17 protein-coding genes are annotated in these 18,107 nt (G+C 71.1%); 4 read left to right on the top strand and 13 right to left on the bottom strand.

All coding sequences use genetic code 11. The features are described from left to right. Nucleotides 1-94: 94 nt before the first annotated feature. Nucleotides 95-1,684, bottom strand: coding sequence for an AAA family ATPase (locus ACYVOM_RS32220; RefSeq protein ID WP_460307326.1), 1,590 nt, complete (start codon nucleotides 1,682-1,684; stop codon nucleotides 95-97). Nucleotides 1,685-1,794: 110 nt separating this feature from the next. Next, a complete protein-coding gene (locus ACYVOM_RS32215) occupies nucleotides 1,795-2,445 on the bottom strand; it encodes a DUF6518 family protein (RefSeq protein WP_460307325.1) in 651 nt (216 codons plus the stop codon). 3 nt (nucleotides 2,446-2,448) lie between these two features. On the opposite strand from ACYVOM_RS32215, the gene ACYVOM_RS32210 reads away from it, so the two are divergent. Both ACYVOM_RS32210 and ACYVOM_RS32205 read left to right on the top strand, forming a co-directional pair. Next, nucleotides 2,449-3,333: a hypothetical protein gene (locus tag ACYVOM_RS32210; RefSeq protein WP_460307324.1), complete on the top strand. Its 885-nt coding sequence runs from the start codon at nucleotides 2,449-2,451 to the stop codon at nucleotides 3,331-3,333. A gap of 9 nt (nucleotides 3,334-3,342) precedes the next feature. Next, entirely contained in the window at nucleotides 3,343-3,915 is a 573-nt protein-coding gene (locus ACYVOM_RS32205) for a hypothetical protein (RefSeq protein WP_460307323.1), read from the top strand. 9 nt (nucleotides 3,916-3,924) lie between these two features. On the opposite strand, the gene ACYVOM_RS32200 is transcribed toward ACYVOM_RS32205, so the two are convergent. From ACYVOM_RS32200 to ACYVOM_RS32190, 3 genes are all read right to left on the bottom strand, one after another. After that, nucleotides 3,925-5,538, bottom strand: coding sequence for a serine/threonine-protein kinase (locus ACYVOM_RS32200; RefSeq protein ID WP_460307322.1), 1,614 nt, complete (start codon nucleotides 5,536-5,538; stop codon nucleotides 3,925-3,927). 199 nt (nucleotides 5,539-5,737) lie between these two features. After that, a complete protein-coding gene (locus tag ACYVOM_RS32195; RefSeq protein WP_460307321.1) occupies nucleotides 5,738-5,914 on the bottom strand; it encodes a DUF397 domain-containing protein in 177 nt (58 codons plus the stop codon). Beyond that, nucleotides 5,911-6,723: a helix-turn-helix domain-containing protein gene (locus tag ACYVOM_RS32190; RefSeq protein ID WP_460307320.1), complete on the bottom strand. Its 813-nt coding sequence runs from the start codon at nucleotides 6,721-6,723 to the stop codon at nucleotides 5,911-5,913. Before ACYVOM_RS32190 ends, ACYVOM_RS32195 begins: the two co-directional genes overlap by 4 nt. A gap of 800 nt (nucleotides 6,724-7,523) precedes the next feature. Between ACYVOM_RS32190 and ACYVOM_RS32185 the strand changes: the two genes are divergently transcribed. Beyond that, the gene (locus ACYVOM_RS32185; protein ID WP_460307319.1) at nucleotides 7,524-9,419 is read left to right on the top strand and encodes a sulfatase-like hydrolase/transferase; all 1,896 of its coding nucleotides are present in this window, start codon (nucleotides 7,524-7,526) and stop codon (nucleotides 9,417-9,419) included. Nucleotides 9,420-9,493: 74 nt separating this feature from the next. Here the strand turns inward: ACYVOM_RS32185 and ACYVOM_RS32180 are convergent, their stop codons facing one another. After that, nucleotides 9,494-10,582, bottom strand: a complete 1,089-nt coding sequence (locus ACYVOM_RS32180) for a zinc-binding dehydrogenase (RefSeq protein WP_460307318.1) — start codon at nucleotides 10,580-10,582, stop codon at nucleotides 9,494-9,496. Between the two features lie 270 nt (nucleotides 10,583-10,852). Between ACYVOM_RS32180 and ACYVOM_RS32175 the strand changes: the two genes are divergently transcribed. After that, nucleotides 10,853-11,518 carry a TetR/AcrR family transcriptional regulator gene (locus ACYVOM_RS32175; protein ID WP_460307317.1) on the top strand — a complete coding sequence of 222 codons (666 nt, stop codon included), beginning with the start codon at nucleotides 10,853-10,855 and terminating at the stop codon, nucleotides 11,516-11,518. 129 nt (nucleotides 11,519-11,647) lie between these two features. Here the strand turns inward: ACYVOM_RS32175 and ACYVOM_RS32170 are convergent, their stop codons facing one another. The 7 genes from ACYVOM_RS32170 to ACYVOM_RS32140 are packed head-to-tail and all read right to left on the bottom strand — an operon-like array spanning nucleotide 11,648 to nucleotide 18,045. Further along, the gene (locus tag ACYVOM_RS32170) at nucleotides 11,648-12,565 is read right to left on the bottom strand and encodes an ABC transporter substrate-binding protein (protein WP_460307316.1); all 918 of its coding nucleotides are present in this window, start codon (nucleotides 12,563-12,565) and stop codon (nucleotides 11,648-11,650) included. After that, nucleotides 12,562-13,665, bottom strand: coding sequence for an LLM class flavin-dependent oxidoreductase (locus ACYVOM_RS32165; RefSeq protein WP_460307315.1), 1,104 nt, complete (start codon nucleotides 13,663-13,665; stop codon nucleotides 12,562-12,564). Before ACYVOM_RS32165 ends, ACYVOM_RS32170 begins: the two co-directional genes overlap by 4 nt. Continuing rightward, nucleotides 13,658-14,536, bottom strand: a complete 879-nt coding sequence (locus ACYVOM_RS32160; protein ID WP_460307314.1) for an LLM class flavin-dependent oxidoreductase — start codon at nucleotides 14,534-14,536, stop codon at nucleotides 13,658-13,660. The genes ACYVOM_RS32165 and ACYVOM_RS32160 overlap by 8 nt, the downstream gene beginning before the upstream one ends. Beyond that, nucleotides 14,533-15,237: an ABC transporter ATP-binding protein gene (locus ACYVOM_RS32155; RefSeq protein ID WP_460307313.1), complete on the bottom strand. Its 705-nt coding sequence runs from the start codon at nucleotides 15,235-15,237 to the stop codon at nucleotides 14,533-14,535. Before ACYVOM_RS32155 ends, ACYVOM_RS32160 begins: the two co-directional genes overlap by 4 nt. Continuing rightward, a complete protein-coding gene (locus ACYVOM_RS32150; RefSeq protein ID WP_460307312.1) occupies nucleotides 15,234-16,055 on the bottom strand; it encodes an ABC transporter permease in 822 nt (273 codons plus the stop codon). Before ACYVOM_RS32150 ends, ACYVOM_RS32155 begins: the two co-directional genes overlap by 4 nt. Next, nucleotides 16,052-17,032: an ABC transporter substrate-binding protein gene (locus ACYVOM_RS32145; protein ID WP_460307311.1), complete on the bottom strand. Its 981-nt coding sequence runs from the start codon at nucleotides 17,030-17,032 to the stop codon at nucleotides 16,052-16,054. Before ACYVOM_RS32145 ends, ACYVOM_RS32150 begins: the two co-directional genes overlap by 4 nt. After that, on the bottom strand, nucleotides 17,029-18,045 hold the full coding sequence (locus ACYVOM_RS32140; protein WP_460307310.1) for an ABC transporter substrate-binding protein: 1,017 nt from the start codon (nucleotides 18,043-18,045) through the stop codon (nucleotides 17,029-17,031). Before ACYVOM_RS32140 ends, ACYVOM_RS32145 begins: the two co-directional genes overlap by 4 nt. Nucleotides 18,046-18,107: the final 62 nt, after the last annotated feature.

Raw genomic sequence — 18,107 nt, 5'->3', positions numbered from 1 at the left:
GCCGGACGCGATGCCGTTCCTTCTACGCGGTCGTCTCCCCGCGCAACCGACCCCGCGTCCTTTACGCAGTAAGGTTCGGTCTGCGGCCATCACGTCAGGCCCGCAGGACGGTGACCTTGCGCCCTCGGGGGGTGGCGGCGGAGCCGAGGGTGGTGCGCTCGTGCCAGGGCGGGGCTTCGGGGCGGCGGTCGAAGACGACGAGGACACCGGTATCCAGCCCGAGGCGGTCGAGATAGCCGTCGAGCTGCTCCAGCCCCTGATCGTGCGGGTCGGGACGGCCGGGATGCCAGAGCTTCACTTCCAGGGCTTCGCGCTGCACCCGGCGATCGCCGTCAGGGCCCTGGTAGGGCCAGCGGATGAGGACGTCGAGGCGGCCGGTTCCGGTGGCGTACTCGCGGTCGAGGTAGCCGCCGCCGTTGACGAGGCGCTGTAGGTAGGCCATCAGCACGATATGGCAGGCCGCCTCGTGGTAGACGGTGCCACGGACCAGGACCTCACCGTGCTCACGCCAGAAGCCGGTGAACTCCCGGAGCAACCGCGGCAGGTCGAAGCGCCCGTCCGCGAGAACGAAACTGCGCGGCTCTGCCATGACAAAGCCCTCCGCACGGCCGCCGAGCACGCGCAGGACCACCTCGCGATAGATCGGGTTGGCCACGCGCAGCGGAAGACCCTGCGCGATCAGGCCGAGATCCCGGACGTAGCTGACGTCATCGTCGAAGGTGTCGTCGGCACCGGGGAAGGTGCCGGCGACCATCGGCTCCATCACCCGGCGGACCCGGGGCTCCTGCAGCTTGGCGACGAGGGAGTCCAGATGGGTGGCGCGAGCGCGGATCAGCCGCTCCTTGGCCTGATCGACGTGCTCCGCGGTGATCGGCTCTTGCAAAGGAGTCCGCATCTCGCGAGTGATCTCGTAGGCGAGCGCGTTGACCAGCCAGGGTTGACCGCAGGTCACCTCGAACGCCGCGGTGACGGCCTCGGGGCGGAACTCCTGCCCGGTCGCTGCCGTGTGCTGCGCATACAGCTCAGCGACCTCCTCGCGCGTGAAGTCACCCATCCGCAGCGATTTCACCGAGATATTGAAAGGGCTGGCCGTCCCCAACCTGGACGGATCGCCACCGGACGCCGCCTTGTAGTCACGCACGTCCCGCAGGCCGCAGAGCACCACCGCATTGGGAAACGGGCGACTCTGCGGGCGCATGTTGTGGCCGTTGCGCAACTGTCGCAGTACCGAAAGCAGGCTCTGCCCCCGCATCGCATCGATCTCGTCGAAAAGCAGCACGAGCGGCAGCGGGCACTTGGCCGCCCAAGCGCTGAGCGCGGCGCCCAGCCGCGCACCCGGCGCGGCGTCAGGCCACGGTTCGGGCGGCATTCTCGCCTCGTCCAGGCCCGCGGACCGTGCGGCTTCGCGCAGGTCGTCGAGCAGGATCGACTCGGCCGCACCGAAGTCGTCCTCTGCCACCGACGCCGCCTCACAGGACACGGTCAGCGCGACCGCGGAGCCCTCCGCCCTGAGTTCCCGTGCGAGCGCCCCCAGGGTGGTCGTCTTCCCGGTCTGGCGCGGAGCGTGGACCACGAAGAACCGGTCCATCTCGATCAGCTCGCGCGCCTCCGGAAGCCGAGGACCGGCAGGCAGCATGTAGTGCAGTTCCGGGTCGCAGGGGCCGGTGGTGTTGAAGTACTTCACGCGCACCCCTCACTCTTTCCGGTCACCATACTGACACGAAGAGTACTGACAGGCGGCCGCTTCGGCACCCTGGTGGGCTCTGTTCGGGGTGGCGCCTCGCGGGGTCGGGGTCAGAGGAGGAAGGCCTTGTTGATGAGGACTGCTGCCAGGATGGCGGCGGCCGCGGTGCCGAGGAGCGCCGGCAGGGCGTAGGCGCGCTCGCGCGGGGAGCGGGCGAGGGCGACGGGGAGGGCCACACCGATCAGGAGGTAGCACCAGGCGGCGGTCCTGCCCGGTCCGCTGTTGGAGTTCGCGTCCGTCGCGAGGTAGAGGAAGTTCAGGCCTTCCATGATCCAGACCGAACCGGTGACGCCTGCCGCCGTCACCCGGACGTAGCGCCGTCCGTCCGCGAGCAGCGACCCGGCGGCCGCGTACACCGGTCCCGCGATCGCGCCCGCCGCGACCCAGATCACCACGGACGCCATGCCTGCCGCGAAGCCGCGCATTTCCGAGGTCACATAGTACCCCGCGACCAGGCCGACCTGCGCTATGAGGCCCGCCGCGACGGCGGCGCGCCAGCGCCCCCGGGCGCAGAGGCCGACCAGGAAGGCGACCATCACCCACGGAGCCGCCGAATTGACCAGCGCGTGCCAGCCGCCCGTGAGAACACTCTGCCCGAAGGATGTCAGCACGCCGCCCGCGAGGCCGGCCCCGAAGGCGAGCGCGCACAGCGTCCACGGGCTGGAAGGCCGCCGAACGGATCCGGTCACGGTCACTGTCACGAGGTGATCCTCCTGGCTGGGGCGTCGCCCCTGAGGGCCGCTTCACGATATCCCTCCCCGCCACCGGAAGACCCGGGCGGCGTATTCGAGGAGGTCGTCACGGGCAAGGCCGCCGGGCCTTTAGGCATATTCCTGAAATTCTCATTGTGCTATGTTTTGCCCACCTTTGTGGATCTTGCGGAGAGGCTGACGCACTTGGCTCGCTTCACCTACAAAACCGTCGGGGTCGTGGTCGGGGTCGTCCTGGCAGCCGGGGCGTGCACGAGTTCGCCCGGGGAGGCCCCGCCGGAGAGGAAGACAGGCGCCCCTACAGCGGACGCCACCGTCCAGGCCGAGACGAACAAGTTCGATCTGTACACGCCGGGCGGGCAGGCGCACGGGCGGGAGAAGTATTACTTCGGAGAGTTGCCGTCCATGACGGCGACGGCCGACCTGGTGGTGCGGGGGAAAGTCGTCAAGGTCGAGGCGGGCGAGCCGGAGTACGACCCCGGGGATCCGAGCGGGAAGCCGGTGCTGACGGCGCGGATCGTCACACTGAAGGTCTACGAGGTGTACAAGGCGGCGGACGCCGCACCGGAGACCGTCCGGGTTTACGAGGGGCATTTCAACGGTGACGGCGTCGGCATCCAGTACGGGAACGTCACCTGGACCCGCGAAGGGACGTCCGGGCTGTACTTCCTCGACCTCAACGAAAAGACCGGCGTCTACCTCCTCATCAGCTCCGAAGGCCGCGTGCTGTTCAAGGACGGCCGGCTCGAATCGAGCGCCGGGGACATCTCGCCGCTGCACGAGGAGATCGAGCAGATGAGCCGGGAGCAAGTGGAGGAGAAGGTCGTCAAGGCGGTCAAGGACGCCGAGGACGGCAAGATCAAGCCGAAGCAGCCGTAAGGAGCGCAAGTGAGGGCATGGCATCTGACCGTTCTGACCACCGCCACCGTACTCGCCTCAGCTGCTGGACTCTGCGGGCCGGCCCACGCCGGCCACGGTGGGGAGGGCATCACCCCTGACAGCGTCGACCAGTACTTCACCTCCGCCTATCTCACCGCCAACGGCGTCACCGCCTACGACTGGGGCCGAACGGAACTGGCGGTCAGCGACATCGCGGTCTACAGCGGTGACGGCGATGTCCGCGTGCGGGACTGGGCTTCGCAGGTCCACGCCAACGACTTCGGCTGGTCGGAGTGCTACGACATGACGACCTACTACGCCTGCGACAAGATGGACGTGGTCTTCAACAACGCCCTCATGGACTCCCGCAGCGTCAACGACTGGCGCAGTCTCGGCTGCCACGAGATCGGCCACACCGGCAACCTCGCCGACCGCCCGGTCTCCGGAGACACCGACAACAACTCCTGCATGCGCACCGATATCTGGCCCCTCCACCTCGACTCCCACGACCTGGCCGACATCAACGCCGACTGGAACATCCCGCACACCATCCAGCCAGGCTGCCTCGTCAACGCCTGCTGACTCGCGCGGTCATGGGGAGTCCGTTCGTGGTCTCCAGACCGTCAGTTCGGTGAACCGGAGGGTGCCGGCGGGGTGGGCGGTCAAGACGGAGGAGCCGAGGGCGATTCCGCCCGCCTTGATCTCCCGGTCGGTGGCCTTGTGGAAGGGGACGCCGTTCAGGTAGAGGGTGAGCGACGCGGAGTCGGCGACGGCGGTGAGGACCGACTTCGCGGGGACCGCGACGGAGCGGGACTTCTTGGCGGTGAGGACCTCTTGTCCCTTGTCGGTCCACTTGCGGGCGAAGCCGCCGCCGTCGCCGCAGATCACGAACTCGTAGGAGTACGGTTCGCTGCGGCGCAGGACGAAGGAGGCGCACCGGGTGCCGGTGAGGGTGACGGTGGCGCTCACGGCCACGTCGTCGTACTGCGCCTTGGAGATGTCGCAGAAGGTGACGGAGTCGGGCTTGCCGTCGACGTCGAGGAGGTAGGAGGAACCGGAGGCGCCGGAGGTGCGGCAGTAGTCGGGCGCCTGGTAGGTGGCCGGGGCGTGAACGGTCCACCCCTCCGGGACGCCCGGCGGCAGGGCCGGGCCGGTGGGGGTCGGGGTGCCGGGGTCGGCGGCGGGGGGAGCGCCCGAAGCGCCGGTCTTGTCCGCGCCGTCGGTGGCGAGCGCGTAGCCCACGGTGGCGACGGTGGCGACGGCCACCGCGGCCGAGACGGCCGCCGCGATCCCGGCTCGCGAGCGCTTGCGGCGCGACGGAAGCGTCGGGTGGGAGCGCGGGGAGGCGGACCGTCCGGTGGGCGCGGTGGTGCGGGCGGCCCGGCCGAGCAGTGCCTCGGCCAGCAGCCGGCCCGAGTGCGGCCGGTCCACCGGGTCCTTGGCGAGCAGTTGGGCGATGTGCGCCGAGAGGTCGGCGGGGAAACCGGGGACGGCCTCGGTGAGCGGTCGCGGTATCGCGTTCAGATGCTTGTACAGCATGGCGGGCACCGAGTCCGCGACGAAGGGCGGGCGGCCGGATGCGAGGGCGTACAGGAGGCAGCCCAGGGCGTACAGGTCGGCGCGGCCGTCCACGGGGTCGCTGCTGAGCTGTTCGGGGGCCATGTACGAGGGGGTGCCTATGGCGCCCTGGGTGAGCGTGCCGGTGTGGGCGGCGAGGCGGGCGACGCCGAAGTCGCAGATCTTGAGGTCGCCGTCACGGTGGACGATGACGTTGGCGGGCTTGATGTCGCGGTGGACGACGCCGATCTCGTGGGCGGCGCCCAGGGCGTCGGCGAGCTGGGCGCCGTAGTCCCGCACGATCTCGGGCGGGAGCCCGTCCGGGTGCCCGTCGAGGACGCTCTGCAGGTCCTCGCCTTCGAGGAACTCCATGACGATGAACAGCTGCCGGGTCGTCTCGTCGAAGCCGCTGTCGAAGACGAGGGCGATGCCGCGGTGGCGCAGCGGCGCGGCGGCGGCGGCCTCCCGCTCGAACCGCCGCCGGGCGGCGGTGTCGGACGCGCGCTCCCTGGCGAGCACTTTGACCGCGACGGTGCGGCGGAGCCGCAGGTCGGTGGCCCGCCAGACCTCGCCCATCCCGCCCTCGCCGACCAGCGTGTCGAGCTGGTAGCGCCCGATGAGAGCGACCCCCCGCGCCATCCCCGACATGTCCGGCCTCCTCAGGCTACGGAGAAGATCTTCGGAAATATCATGCCATTCGGCCAGGACCAGGTTCGTCTCGCAAAGCCGACGCGATGGCCGAGCGGAACGGTTCGCCGTGCGGCAGAGGGCCAAGGGCCCGCTCCGGCTCCGGCACACCGCGCGGGAGGCATTCGGGGTGCCGGGAGGCGGGCCTCCCGGCGAGGGGTCAGCGGAGGTGGGCGGTCAGGGAGGCGAACTGGCGGGCGGTGAGGGTGAGGGGACCGGTCTCGGGATTCTTGGAGTCGCGGACGCCGACTCCGGAGGGGAAGCGGGCTAGTTCCACGCAGATCTCGTCGTTTCCGGTGGTGCTGTACGAGCTCTTGCGCCAGACGGGCTGTGTCATAGCTCCTTCAGTCTCTTCTCGATCAGAGCCCGGGACGTGTCCCTGTTGAGAGCAACCTCGGCGATGCGGTCGAAGGCCAGCTCGAAATCGCGAACTTCAAGCGGTTCCTCGATGAGTCGGCCCCCCTTCTGGGCACCGGCGTAGGCGACCTCGCGCGTCTCCAGGCTGATGATGCGGAAGATACCGGAGACCCCCGGGTGCCCGCCGCACTCCTCCGACAGGATTCTCACCGAGACTCGGGGGCTCTCCATGAGGTCGAGCAGGTGCTTCAGCTGCTCGCGGAGCGCCTGTCGGCCTCCGATCGGATTCTTGATCGCGGCCTCGTCCATCAGGACCCAGATCCAGGGCGGGTCCTTTCGGCAGAGCAGGGCTTCCTGGCGGGCGATGCGCGCCGCCATCTTCTCCTCGTCGTCGGCGGCAACCCCGGTGGCGAGCAGCCCGCGCATGTAGCCCTCGGTCTGGAGCGGCCCCGGGATAGTGGAGCCGCTGTACACCTTGAGGACGCGGGCCATCGCCTCGTACTTCGTGTACTGCTCGATCCACGCGGGGGTGTGGTTCATGCGGGCGTAGTAGAGCAGCAGTTGGAGCAGGAAACCCGTGTTGTAGCGCTGGTCGAGTTTGAAGGCCTGGCGTTCGTCGATGCGCAGGCGGCCCGCCTCGATGTTGGAGACGGTCGACTTGGCGGCGGCGATCAGCGCCCCGACCTGGTCGAGGGTCAGTTCGTTGGACTCGCGCAGGTAGCGCAGCTGGAACGCGAGCCAGTGCCACATGGACTCGCGCGGGTCGAGCGGGTCCCGGTTGTTGGGCATTCTTCCTCCGCGGTTTCCCTTTGGCGCGAAAATCGCAGTCGGGAAGTCACCCGCTGCGACGATCAGCCCAGTTCTACACCCATCTGACCTGGGAAAACAAAGGCACAGCTCATGACCCAAGACGATCTTTTCCTGACGCTTCTGGCATCTCCCGCGACGCCCGGACTCGCCCGCACGCTCATTTCCCAACGCCTTACAAAATGGAATATGGACGACATTCTAGACAATGCGCTCATCGTCGCCTCAGAACTGCTCGTGAACGCCGTCGAGGCCGCCCCCGGAGCGGAACTCCGCCTCCACCTCCGCCGCATCCAGAACCCGCACGGCGTCCTTTTCCGCGTCTGGGACCCGAGCCCCCGCGCCCCGCTCCTCCGCCCTCACCCTCGCCGCCATCGACGACGCACCCGACGCGGCCTGGGATCACGGCGGAGGCTGGGGCCTGCCCCTTGTCCAGACCCTCAGCACCGCCTGCGGCCACACCCCCACTCCCCCGCAAGGCAAATGGGTCTGGTCCCACATCTCACCGCGCTGATCCGTAGCCCAGGACGGGCCGCCTACCCGGACTCGGCGGGGATGACAGCATCATGCCCGTGGCGGCCGTCCTGGAGGAGGCGGCCTTCGATGGCGATCCCTTCCGGATCGCCGGCGGGCCTCGATAGATGACGCGATTCCATTGCCCGCGCCTACGCACATCGGGCGATTCGCCAATGAACGGCACGAAGCTGGACAAGATCACTCGTCGTCGCTAACCTCGGGATTTCATATAATTTTGGGAGGTTTAAGTGACTATAGGTGATTCGGTGTCGCGGCGGGGTGTGCTGGCGGCGGGCGCGGGCGGGCTGCTCGCGGCGGGTCTGCCCGGCGGAGGAGCCGCGCAGGCGGCGCCGGCCGGGCGGCCGAACATCCTGTGGCTGGTCAGCGAGGACAACAACCCCTACATCGGCGCCTACGGCGACCGGCTGGCGCGGACTCCCGCGATCGACGCCCTCGCCCGGGAGGGGGTGCGGTACGAGAACTCCTTCTCCAGCGCGCCCGTGTGCGCCCCGACGCGCTTCTCGATCATCACCGGCATGCACGCCGAGAGCTGTGGACCCGGCGAGCACATGCGGGCGAACGGTAATATCCCGGACTTCCTGCGCGGCTTCCCCGAGTACCTCCGGGAGACCGGCTACTACTGCACGAACAACAGCAAGACCGACTACAACGCCCCGATCGACATGGCCCGGACCTGGGACGCCTCCAGCGGCTCGGCGCACTGGCGCAACCGGCCCGCGGACGCGCCGTTCTTCGCCGTCTTCAACTTCATGACCACCCACGAGTCGTCGATCTTCAACGCCCCCGCCGGGACGACCGATCCCGCGGCCGTCCGGCTCCCCGCCTACCTGCCCGACCTGCCCGAGCTCCGCGCGGACCGCGCCCGCTACTACGACCTGATGGAGAAGATGGACGCCCAGGTGGCGGCCCGGCTCGCCGAACTGGAGGCCGCCGGGCTCGCCGAGGACACCATCGTCTTCTACTACTCCGACAACGGCGGAGTGCTGCCCCGCAGCAAGCGGTACTGCTACGACAGCGGGCTGCGGACCGGCCTGATCGTGCGGTACCCGAAGAAGTGGGCGCACCTCGCGCCCGCCCGCGCCGGTTCCGTCGTCACGGACCCCGTCAGCTCGATCGATCTCCCGCCCACCGTCCTCACCCTCGCCGGCCTGACGGTGCCGCGGCACCTGCACGGCACGACGCTGACCGCGCCGCCAGGTCATGTTCGCCGTCGACGACATCGACGCCGCCGCCCGGAGTACGCGTTCGGCATGCGCAACCGCATGGACGAGCGGTACGACATGGTCAGGACCGTCCGCGACGAGCGCTTCCGCTACATCCGCAACTACGCGCCGCACCGGATCGTCGGGCAGCACCAGGCCTACGCGTGGCAGCAGCGCGGCTACCAGGTCTGGGAGCAGGCCCACCTGGACGGGTCGCTCACCGAGGTGCAGGAACGCTTCTGGCGCGCCAAGCCCGCCGAGGAGCTCTACGACCTGCACACCGACCCCGACGAGGTGCGGAACCTCGCCGCGGACCCGCGGCACAGGGCACGCCTGCGCCGCCTGTCCAAGGCGCTCGACGAGCACATCGAGCGCGTCAACGACAACGGCTTCATCCCCGAGGGCTCCCCGCTGGAGGGCTACGACGCGAGCCGCGCGCCGGGCGCGTACCCGCTGCGCAGGGTCAAGGAGGTCGCGGATCTGGCGATCACCCGGAAGCGCGCGAACCTCCGCCGCTTCACCGAGCTGCTCGACGACGGCAACGAGGCGGTCCGCTACTGGGCCGCCACAGGTCTGCTCATCCTCGCGGCCGAAGCCGGGCCCGCCCGGCGCGCACTCGGCGAACGGCTGCAGGCGGAGGACTCACCGCAGGTCCGCGTCGTGCTGGCGGAGGCCCTCGCGCACGCCGGAGACCCCGACACCGCCGTCGCGTTCCTCACCCAGACCGTCGCCACGCATCCGGACGTCAGGGTGCGCCTCCAGGCGGTCAACGCCCTCACCTACCTGGGAGACGCGGCCAAGCCCGCCCTCCCCGCGGTGAGAACGGCGGCGGAGAGCACCGACGAGTATCTGTCCAGGTCTGCGCGCTACCTGACCCACCTCCTGGCCGGCACCTACACCCCGACCCTCAACCTCTTCACCGGCCCCGGCACCGCCTGACCGCCTCGCCCGACCCGGTCGGGGGGGCGTGCCCGTCCGGCACGCCCCCGTCCGGGGTGCTTCGAACTCGCGGGTCAGGAGAAGTCGGTGATGACGACGCGGGCGGTGGTGCCGTCCTTGAGCATTTCGTATCCGGCGTTGATGTCGGCGAGGCCGATCTCCTTGGAGACGAGGTCGTCGAGGTTCATGCGGCGCTGGAGGTACAGGGAGGCGTAGTAGGGGATGTCCTTCTTGAGGTTGGAGGAGCCCATGTAGACGCCCTGGACCTTCTGGGAGGAGGACAGGGCGCCGATGCTGCTGACGTCGAGGCCGGCGTCCATGCTGGAGACGCCGATCAGGTAGAGGCCGCCGCCCTTGCCGAGCATGGCGAAGCCCTGCTCGGTGACGGGGCGGGCGCCCACGACGTCGAAGACGTGGTCGGCGCCGTGACCGGTGATGTCGCGGACCGCCGCGACCGGGTCGGCGGTGCGGGAGTTGACGACGTGGGTCGCGCCGAACGCCTTGGCCCGCTCCAGTTTGCCGTCCTCGATGTCGGTGACGATGATCTTCTCCGCACCGGCGATCCGGGCTCCGCTGACCGCGTTCATGCCGACGCCGCCGGCGCCGATGACCACCACGGTGTCGCCCTGCCGCACGTCCGCGCTGTTGAGGACGGCGCCGGCGCCGGTGAGGACGCCGCAGCCGATGAGGGCTGCCGGGGCCCAGGGCATCTCGTCGGGGACGACGGCGAGCTGGTTCTCGTGGACGAGCGCCTCCTGCGCGAAGCCGCCCAGGCCCATGCCCTGGGCGACGGGCGCGCCGTTCCAGCTGATGCGGGAGCCCTGCCCGGCGGCGCGCAGGGTGGCGTCCGGGTTCAGGCAGATGTGGGTGCGGCCGCTCAGGCAGTTGACGCAGGCGCCGCAGTACTGGATGAGGCTGCCGACCACGTGGTCGCCGACCTTGACCTGGGTGACCGCGGGGCCGGTCTCGACGACGATCCCGGCGACCTCGTGCCCGAGGACGACGGGGAACTCCCCGCCGATGAAGGTCGCGACGCTGAGGTCCGAGTGGCACAGGCCCGACGCCTGGACCCTGACGCGCACTTCGTGCCCGATCGGCTCGGCGAGGTCGACCTCCTCGACGACGAAGCCCTGGCCGAGACCCTTGGTGACCGATGCCTTCATGATGCTGCTTCTTTCACATGCGTGGACTGCCGTCGGCGGCCGTGCGGTGGCACCCCGCCTTCGGAGGGCGCGCCCGGAGCCGGTGGGCTCGTCGTACGAGCCGCGGCCGGGGGCGGGCGGAGACGCGGACCGGGAGGGGTCCGGCGGGTCCGTCAACAGACGAGTATGGCACCGCGACGCCCGAAAGAAAAGAGACAGTTGTTGATTAATGCAGGTGGGGGGCCTGTCATCGGCGGGAGCCGCGAGGGGCTGCCGCGATAGCCTGGGGGTGTGCCGACCAGTGATCACCTTCCGGAGGACGGCCCCGCACGGCCGCCGGGACCTGGCGCGACCGGCGCCGGGGAGCCGCTCGACGTCCGGATCGTGCGGACGAGGAACCGCCTTCAGGAGGCCGTGCTGCGCCTCGCCGCGCAGCGGCCGGTCGAGGACATCGCGGTCGCCGACCTCGTGCGCGCCGCCCGCGTGAACCGCACGACCTTCTACAAGCACGCCGCGACCCCCGCCGAGGTCCTCGCCCAGGCGCTCTACGCCGACCTCGACGAGGTCCGCGCCGGCTGGGTCCGCGGCACCGTGGCCGAGCCGGGAGCGCCCGTGGACGTCTGGCGGCGCTCCTCCGAAGCCCTGGCCGACCACCTGGAGCGCCACGACGGCGTCTACACCGTCGGCCTCATGGGCCGCCGCAGCCCCGTCCTCTACCGCATCCTGGTCGATCACTTCCTCGGCTCGGCGCGCGTCCTCCTGCACGAGGACCCCCGCCTGCCCCCCGCCGGAGGCGACCCGGCGGAATGGCGCACGGAGGCCTACAGCCGTTTCATCGCCCACGGCGCGGCCGGCGTGGTCGAAGCCTGGCTCTCCCTCGACGCCCCCCGCGACGAGAACCTCCTCGTCTCCGCCCTGGTGGAACTCCTCGCCCGCTGGCTCATCACCCCGCCCTGAGCCCCGTACCCGGCGGGTCGGCGGAGCAGGCCTGCCCGGCCGGCCTTGGGAACGGGGACGGCCTGTCGGCTCCGGTCCGGGGAGCGGAGCCGACAGGCCGGAAGGTCGTGAGCGCGTTCGGGGAGGGGGTCAGGCGGGGTGGGGGGAGGGGAGGAGGTCGGTGAGGGCGGGGAGGACGGCGTCGGAGACGGTGATGGGGTGGGGGATGAGGGAGCTGGTGTGGAAGAGGTCGGCGGCGTGCTGCTGTTCGGCGACGAAGTCGGGGGTGACGGGCAGGAGGCCCCAGGGGCGGGTGCGCAGGGCGTGCTCCCAGGCGTCGAGGTCGCGGCCGTCGGAGGCGGCGAAGAAGGCGGCGGCCTCGCGCGGGTGGGCGGCCGTCCAGGCGTCGGCCTCCTGGAGGGCGGCGACGATCGCGGCGAGTTCGGCGGGGCGGCCGGTGGCGAAGTCGCGGCGGGTGAACCACAGGGAGCGGTGGCTGAACAGGCCGTCGGTCTCGATGAGGGTGCGCACGCCGGTCCGCGCCTCGACCTCGGTCAGGTACGGGTAGGAGCCGACCCACGCGTCGACCTCGCCGGACAGGAACCGCTGCGCGGCGTCGTCGTAGACATCCACGGGGACGATGTCCTTCCAGCCCAGGCCCGCCTTCTCCAACGCGAGCAGCAGCAGCGTCGTCTGCCAGGAGCCGTGGCCGAGCGCCACCTTGCGGCCGCGAAGATCGGCGACGTCCCTGATGTCGGATTCCTCCTTGACGACGAGGCGGCCGTTCTCGATCCGCGGTCCGGAGATCGCGACGTAGACGATGTCGCGGCCGAGGCTCTGGGCGGTGATCGGCGGGGTCGAGCCGGTGCCGATGAAGTCGTAGCCGCCGTCGAAGAGATGGTCGCTGTGCACCGACGGCAGGCCCCGGGTGGGGTCGACGCGCTCGCCGGAGGGAAGGTCGCGCAGGTTCACCCACTCGACGTCGGGAAGGGCGCGCTCCAGGATGCCGAGGTGGCGCAGCACCCAGAGGGAGTTGTTCTGCGGGAAGTATCCGACGCGGACGGTCATGACAGGGGTCCTTTCAGGAGGGGCAGTACGTGCGCGCCGATCCGGCGGGCTTCTTCCAGATGGGGCATCCCGGCGAGGATGAGGGAGTCGACGCCGAGCGCGAGGAGTTCGTCGATCCGGGCCGCGACCTGGGTGTAGGAGCCGACGAGGCCGAACGCGGGGCCGTCGCGCAGTTCGCTGAAGCCGCCCCACACGTTGGGCTGGACCTCGCGGTCGCGGAAGCCGTCGCCCGCGCCTTCGAGGAAGGACGCGCCGCGCCGGACGCCGACGGAGTCGCCGTGCTCGGTCGCGCGCGCCGGTCGGGCGGCCCAGCCCTGACGGATCTCCTCCCACGCCTCGTCCTCGGTCTCGCGGGCCAGGACGTCGACGCGGACGGCGAGCTTGGGCGGGGTCGCGCTGTGCGCGCGGACCAGCGCGAACTTCTCGGCCAGCGCGTCGAACGGCTCCAGCCACGACAGGTAGTGGTCGGCGTGCCGTCCCGCGGCGGCGATCGCGGCGGGCGAGGAGCCGGAGAAGAAGATCTCCGGGAACGGCTGGCCGCTCAGCCGGTCGGGCAGCCCGGCGTTCTCGACCTGGTAGAAGCGGCCCTTGTGGTCGAACGGGCCGTTCCACACGCCCTTGAGGACGTCCAGGAACTCCGCGGTGCGCTCGTAGCGGTCATCGTGGTCGACCTTGTCGCCCCACCAGAGCTGCGGCGGCCCTCCCCCACCGGAGATGATGTTGAAGACGACCCTGCCGCCGGTGGCTTGCTGGAGCGTCGCGGTCATTCGCGCCGCCTGGACGGGGTGCAGGAACCCGGGCTGGAACGCGATCATGAACCGGTAGGCCGACGTCTCGGCGGCCAGCGACGCGGCGGCGGCCCACGGGTCGTCGGTGTGCGGGAACGACGGCAGCAGGCCTCCGACGAGGCCGGCGTCCTCGGTGGCGAGGGCCACCTCGGCGAGGTAGTCCAGATGGCTGAAGCCGTCGGGCGCTCCGTCGCGGACGCCCGGGGCGATCCGGCCGGGCGCGTCCGGGGCGAAGCCGCCCCGGCTGCTGACGCGGCGGCGCAGCGACGTCTGGTCGCCTTCCATGTGCAGCCGCCAGTAGAGGTCAACCATGGACGGTCTCCTTGTCCTGCCGTGCGAGCCGCGGGAGAAGGGACTCGCCGAGGAGGTAGGCGGCGTCGGGCAGCGGCTCGGCGTCGATGAGGAAGACGCCGACGCCCCGGGCCGCCTGCTCGCGGACCGTGGCGGCGAGGGCGTCGATGTCGCTGAGCCGCAGCCGCAGCCCGAGCGCGACTCCCGGAAGGTCGGGGATCTCCTGGTCGGCGGTGTCGAGGACGTGGACGTCGGCGTGCTCGGCGGACAGCCGGAGCGCCTCCGGCGATGAGCCGGACAGGTACACGCGGGGGAACGGCCCGGGACCCGCGCTCCCCGGCGAAGCCGCATGCTCCGAACTGCCGGATACCGGGCCCGATGGGTACGCCGGGAACCTGAGCCCGCCTGCGCGCACCTGGTGGAACTCTCCGTCGAAGTCGAAGGACGAGGCGGTCCAGACGCCCTTGGCGATCGTCAGGAACTCCGCCGCCCGCCGGTACCGCGCGGGGCCTTCGAGGAAGTCGCCCTGGGCGCGGGCGACACCGCGGTCCAGGTCGACGGCGATCTTCCAGTCGAGCCGTCCGGCGGAGAACCGCTGGAGCGAGGCCGACAGCTTCGCGGCGTAGACGGGCGTGGTGACGGCGGGGTGGAACTCGGCGGCGACCCGGGCGTGCCGGGTCGCGCGCAGCGCCCCGGCGGCCGAGACCAGCGACTCGACGCCTTCCGGGTCGAACGGCACGACGAGCCCGGCGAGTCCCGCCAGGTCGGCGGCCCTCGCGGCCCGCCCGATCGGGTCCCGGCGGGCCGGGCGGACGTCGGTCACGAACCCGGGCAGGGCCGGACGGTCCGCGAAGCGGGTCGGCGCCAGCACGTGGATCTCGACGGGGTTCACAGGGAGACGTCCTTTCGCACGGGCGTCCCGGCGACGCCGAGGTCGGCGAGCAGGTCGGCGCGCATCTCGGCGGAGTCGAACTCGCCGGCGGACCCGACCCGGCGGTCGGTGATCAGCCGTCCGTCGCGCAGGACGAGGATCCGGTCGGCGAGGCGGACCGCCTCGTCGACGTCGTGGGTGACCAGCAGGACGGCGGGCCGGTGCCGCCGGACGAGCGCGCCGATCAGGTCCTGCATCTGCAGGCGGGTCAGCGCGTCGAGCGCGGCGAACGGCTCGTCGAGCAGCAGCAGCCGCGGCTCGCGCACCAACGCCCTGGCGAGCGCGACCCGCTGGGCCTCGCCGCCGGACAGCGTGGCGGGCCACGACCTGGCGTGCCGCTCCAGCCCGACCTCGGCGAGCGCTTCGAGCCCGCGTCCGCGCGCGCCGCGCGGCTGGCCGATGACGACGTTCCCGAGCACCCGCTTGGACGGCACCAGGCGCGGTTCCTGGAACACGACGGTCCGCTCCGGCGGGACCAGGACGGTGCCGCCGTCGGTGCGCTCCAGGCCGGCCAGGATGCGCAGCAGCGTGGTCTTGCCGGTGCCGCTCGCGCCGAGCAGCGCGACGAACTCGCCCTGCGGGACGTCGAGGTCGACGCCGTCCAGGACGGCCCGTCCGTCGAACACCCGCCGGACGCCGCGGACCTCCACCGCCCGGCTCATCGGACCGCCACCTGGCGCCGCCACGGCATGATCAGCCGTTCGACCACGCGGACCAGCAGGTCGGCGCTGAGGCCGAGCGCCGCGTACACGATGATGCAGACCACCAGGATGTCGGTGCGCACGTAGTTGAGCGCCTGGTTCATCAGGTGGCCGACCCCCGCGGTCGCGTTGATCTCCTCGGCCGCGATCAGCGCGATCACGCTGATCGTCAGGGCCAGCCGGGCGCCCGCGAGGATCGAGGAGAGCGCGCCGGGGAGGATCACCTCGAAGACCAGGCGCGGCCCGCTCAGCCCGAAGGTCCGGGCCGCCTCGACGACCTTGCGGTCCACGTTGCGGACGCCGCTGTGCACGTTGACGTAGGTCGGGAACGAGACGGCCACCGCGATCAGCAGGACCTTCGAGGCCTCGGCGATGCCGAACCAGACGATGAACAGCGGCACCAGCGACAGGAACGGCACCGCCCGCAGCATCTGCACGGACGAGTCGACGAGTTCCTCGCCGAGCCGGGTCAGCCCGCTGACCACCCCGAGCACCAGGCCCGCGGAGATGCCGAGGGCGAGGCCGAGGCCGGCGCGCGTCAGCGAGACGCGCAGCGCCTCCTGGAGCTGGCCGTCGCCCCACAGCTCGCCGAACGCCGCGCCGACGTCGCCCGGCGAGGCGAGCACGTCGGGCCGGATCCAGCCGCGTGCGCTGCCGACCCACCAGAGGGTGAACAGGGCGATCGGCCCGAGGGTCCGCAGCGCCAGGGACAGGCCGGGAGGGCGGGTGCGCGCCTTCGGCGGTTCGGGGGCGACCAGGCCCGCGGTCGCGGTCGTCATGACAGCCCGACCAGCGTGTACGCGCCCACGTCCACCGGCTGCTTGATGACCTTCTGGTCGGTGAAGAACCGGGAGACCGTCTCGAACCGGGCGACGTCTTCGGCGGTGACCGGCCGAACCGGCTCGGTGCCCTTGAGGAAGCCGAGCGTGACGTCCTTCAGCTTCCCGGTGACGGCCTGCGGCCCTGCCTCGGTGTTGACGTTCACGAACGGGGCGGGGTCGGCCTGCTGCTTGACGCTGCCGTCGTGCAGGTAGGTCGTCAGAGCCTTGACCACTTCGGGGTGCTTGCTGTGGAAGGCGTCGGCGACCACGTAGATCGTGTAGTTGTCGGAGTCGATCGCGGCGCCGTCGACCAGCAGTTTGCCGCCGGCGTTGGCGATCGCGGGCGCCGTGAAGCTGTTCCAGGTCGCCCAGGCGTCGACCTGGCCGGAGTTGAACGCGGCCGGGGAGTCGGCGGGCGGCAGGTAGACGCGCTTGACCTTGTCGACGGGCACGTTGTTCTTCTGCAGCGCCTTGAGCAGCAGGTACTCGCCCGTGCCGCCCTGGTTGACGGCGACGGAGCGCCCGGCGAGGTCCGCGACCGAGGTGATCGGGGAGTCCTCCTTCACGAGGATGCCCTCGCCGGCGGCGGGCGGCTGCACCGCGAAGATCTTGAAGCTCGGCTTGACGGCCAGCGCCCCGATCCCGGAGGTGATCGAGCCCGTCGCGATGTCCAGCGACCCCGCGTTGATGGCCTGCGCGGCCGGCGCGAAGGGGCCGAACTCGCCCGCCCACTCCACCTCGGCGTTCACCTTCGCCAGCGCGGCGGCGAGCGTGCCGTCCTTCTTGCCGACGGCCAGCGGACCCGTGTTGCCCGGGTCGGGGATGCGGATCGTGATGGTCCCCGACGACCGCGCGCCGTCGTCGGCACCGCCGCCGCACGCGGTGAGGCCGAGCAGGGCGGTGAGTCCGGCCGCCAGCAGGGCGAGGGGCTTCATGGGGTCTCCTTGCGATTCGGTTCGTGGCGATTCAGTTCGTGGCGATTCAGTTCGTGGCGGATCAGTGCGTGCGCGGCGGTCAGGGGCGCGGGGTCGGCCCAGGCGCGGACGTCGACGGCGTCGTCGAGGAAGCCGTGCGCCCGCAGGAAGCGTTCCTGTTCGGCGAGCAGATCGAGCCGCTCGTCCGAGAGATCGGGGTGCAGGGGCTGGTGGACGTAGGCGCGGGCGACGGCGTCGCCGCCCGCGCCCGTCTCGGCGGACAGGATGCGCCGGAGCCCGGCGGGTTCCCTCTCGGCCCAGTCGGCGGCGCGCAACAGCACCGCGAGGAACCGGACGACGAGTTCGGGCCGCTCGTCCAGCAGGGTCTGGTGGACGGTGATCGGCCGCGGGGTGCCGTTGTTGATCCGGGTGCGGCGGTCGGGCAGCGCGTCGAGGTCGATGGCCACCTCGGCGTCGAACCGGTGCGCCGCCTCGACGGCCAGCGCCCCCTTGACGTAGACCGCGTCGACCTCGCCCTTCGCCAGGGCCGCCAGTTCTGCCTCCCACTGGGGCGCGTCCACGGCGGCCTCGACCTCGACGAGCGCGGCGCCGGTGAGGTCGCGGCCTTCGGCGCGGAGGGCTCCGGCGAAGCCGTGCAGCGCCATCGCCCGCCAGAAGTCGATCGGGATGTCGCGGCGGGGCACGGCAAGGCGCAGTCCGTCCAGGGACGTGGCGGGCTCGCCGCGCCGAGTCAGGATCGCCTGGCGTTCCTCGATCCAGGTGAGCCCGAGCAGCCGGGTGCGCTCGCCGCGCGCCCTGGCCCAGAGGGCGGGAACGTTGCCGCCCTCGCGGAAGAGCCCCGTGAGAGCGTGCGTGAAGTGGGTTTCGGCCTCTTCGGGGGTCACCCCGTCCTGGAGGGACCGGACGGTGATCCCGTCGGGGGCGAACTCGTCGGAGAGCCACCCCAGGTCAGCGGCGATTCCGGTCGCGGTGGGGACCGGACAACGGGTGAACCAGAGGGTCGGTGGAGCCATGCGGGAGAGCTAATCACTACTATTCTGGTAGGACAAGTCTAGTCCCGCGATACGGGAAGGAG

The organism is Actinocorallia aurea (genome assembly GCF_054783995.1).
The sequence above is the reverse complement of the archived record's forward strand: the minus strand, read 5'-3'. Positions and strand labels throughout refer to the sequence as shown.